The 3,172-nt window shown below is 63.8% G+C and carries 1 protein-coding gene and 1 pseudogene; both read left to right on the forward strand.

The features are described 5' to 3' along the window. Positions 1 to 2,806 (forward strand): hypothetical protein (locus AX735_RS25485; RefSeq protein WP_202189469.1); only part of this gene is annotated, 2,806 nt, incomplete at its 5' end. Positions 2,807 to 2,817: 11 nt separating this feature from the next. Then, positions 2,818 to 3,172: pseudogene (locus tag AX735_RS00390) on the forward strand (hypothetical protein); the annotation flags it as partial.

Raw genomic sequence — 3,172 nt, forward strand, 5'->3', positions numbered from 1 at the left:
CGAGCTCGAGCATCGCGTCGATGGGACGGTGCCGATCACGCTACGCGAGGAAGCGAACCAGATCTACGCTTGGGACGAGGAGGAAAGCGCGCCGGTCCTGGCCAATAACGGCCTTGGCTACAACCGTGCCGAGAACCCCATCGTCATCGCGATCGACGACAGCGGCGCAGTCATCCCGACGCCTGGTAGTCCCGTAGTCAGCACGGTGCGAAACGAGTTCGGCGAGCCGCGCGACCCGGCGCAGCTGCTCAACGATTCGCTGAGCGTCACGCAGGGCGGCCGCGTCGGGTATGAATCGCAAGAGGGCCGGGTCGAGGTATTCCGCCTCACCCCTCGCCTGCTCGAAACCGCGCCCGCATCTGCGATCACGCAGGTCGAGAGCGATCTCGACAGCCTGCGCCGCGCGGTCACGCTGGCCTTGCGCGAGACAACCGGCGTTCGCCAGACGCTGCGCGACGCTGGCGTTTATGTGGACCCGGTTAACGGCACGGTGAACATCAGCGCGATCGACCAGACGCGCGAGCGGATCAATGAGGTCGGCATCATCCTCGATGCGCAGCAGGCCACGATCAACCTCAAGGCCAGCGTCAACTATGTCGACGAGCAGATCATCCTGGCTGTGCTCAACCCCGAGCAGGCGGCGGAGCTTGGCCCGCTCATCACCCGGCTGACGCAGGCCGAGACCGATATCGACGGCTTGAACGCCACGGTCATCACGAAGGCGTCGGTGGTGGACCTCAACCTGCTCGGCGGGCGCGTGACCACTGCCGAGAGCGACATCGACGCGCTGCAGGGCGAGATCACACTCAAGGTCAGCAACACCACGTTCGACGAGCTGGCAGACCGCGTGACCAACGCCGAGACGCAGCTGGAAGCCATTCCCGATGCTGCCTCGATCACGAACTCGGTCACCGCCACCCGCCTTGTGCAGCGACAAGTTGACGACCTCACCGATGCGAACATCCTGGGGCTCATTCTGGGCGATCGGGCCAAGCGCGATCAGGTGGCCGCGATTGCTGCGGCGCGGAACGAGCTGGGCGCACGCATCACCGAGGAAGGCGAGGCGCAAGCGCGGTTTGCCGTGGCGCTGCAGACCCGGGTCGGCGCGGCGGAAAGCTCGATTGCGACCGAGATCGTCACGCGCTCCAACCAGTTCGGGTCACTGGCGCAATCGCTGACCAATCTCGAGGCGCAGTTCGATACCGGGGTCGGCACGCTGCAGGGCAATATCGACGCTCTGGCGCAGGTTGTGACCGATGAGACCGGCGCGCTGTCCACGACGATCAGCGAGGTCAGCGCGGCGCTTACGCAGGAAATCACCGACCGCGAGGAGGCGGTCGATACGGTCGATGCGCGCGTGACGTCTGTCGAGGAGGCCAGCGTTGAGCGCGATGGCGAGATTCGCGGTCTCATCACGCGCCAGGCGACCGCCATTCGTGGGTCGCAAGAGGATGCGGCGCGTTTTCAGGATGGCGTTATCAGCGGACTGGTTCTCGGCGATCGGGCAGCGCGCCAAGCCAGCCAGCAGATTGCGTTCGCGCGCGAGGAAATCGTGACGCAGCTGACCGACCTTGAAAGCGGCATGGCGTCCAGCTTGTTCGCGCTCGGCCTGCGCATCGGTGCGGCGGAGGGCTCAATCCGCGAGCTCGACCGGATCGTCATCGAGAACAACACCACGCTGGTCCAGAGCATCGACACGCTGCGGCTTGATACCGAGGTGCTGGTCGGCGGGACGAACACCCGGGTCGATGCGGTTGAGAGCGATCTCGGCAACACGATCGGCCGCGTTGGCACGCTCGAGGAAGATCTTCCGGCAGGCCTCGCGGATGAAGCTGAAGCGCGCACGGTCGCCATTTCCGGCGCTATCACCGCCGAGCGCGTGCTCTGGCAGGCGGGCGATAGCCTCATCGCGTCGGACCTCTCTACGCTGACCACGACGGTCGGCGAGAACACCGCGACGCTGGTCACGTTCGGCGAGAGCATCGACGGGCTCAAGGCGCGCTGGGGCGCCAAGGTCTTGGTTGGCAACCGCATCGGCGGCTTTGTGCTGAACGGCACAGAAGATACCATCGACGCGACGTTCGTCTCCGATACCTTCTCAGTGGTCGATCCCGACACCGGGCAGGAATACCTCTACGCCGACGAGGACGGCCTTCGCCTGCAAAACGGCAAGGTCGTGATGGACAACGGCACCAACATGCTGGTGCAGGGCGCGGGCTTCGGGGTCGATAGCGAGTTCATCATGTGGTTCGGCCCGTCTGGACCGATTGCTGGGTGCAACAAGGATGACGCGCTGTTCTACCTCGATATCACGGGGGACGGTGTTTACGGCCTGCGCCTGGGTTCCAACTTCTACAAGAACAGCGGCACCGGCACCTCGACTGCGAACAACGCGGAGATCATCGTTGGCCCGTTTGTCACAGACGGCGGCGTCAAGCAAATCGGGGTAACCTACCAATACCGCCGCCTCGTCCAGATCACCGACGCCTTTGCCTATACCGGCACGCCGCAGGCTGTCCTGCGCGTCGAGCGGAAGGTTGGCGAGGGCAGCTACACCACGGTCGGTGATTATACCTTCAACGGCACGGCATCGGGTGAAGATGGCTTTGGACCATCGGAACCCGGCTCGGCCCTCATCCAGATCACTGGCGGCGCGAGCTTTACCGACAACACCGGCGGGACCGCTGATTTTACCTATCGCGTGAGCATCATCAGCCGCTCGGTCGGCGGCCTGACATCGACCGTAAGTTTGGAGGACGAACTGCGGCAGCAAGTGACCCTGATTAGCACAGAGCAGATTACCTAGGAGCGAAAGCAATGGTCGCGTTTTACAATACCGGCACGGTGAGCATCACCAGCGGTCAGACTGCGCTCACTGGCGTCGGTACTGAGTGGAACGAGAATGTCAGGCCGGGCATGGCGGTCGAGTTCTTCGATGAGCATGGCTCTTTCGAGATCGCATCCGTAAACAGCAACACGTCGATCACGCTGGCGCGGCCGCGCACCGGGGGCAACCTCTCCGGTGCAGCTTACCAGATCGTGCCCATCCGTGGCTTGGATATCGCAAACCAAGACCTGCTAACCGAGCTCATCACCTATTACCAGGATGTCGTTCTCGGCATCGGCGCGGGCAAGTTCCCCGATGGAACGGCTGCGGCTCCGGCGGGCACAT

This window comes from Blastomonas sp. CCH1-A6, from assembly GCF_001556365.1.
Lineage (GTDB): Bacteria > Pseudomonadota > Alphaproteobacteria > Sphingomonadales > Sphingomonadaceae > Blastomonas > Blastomonas ursincola.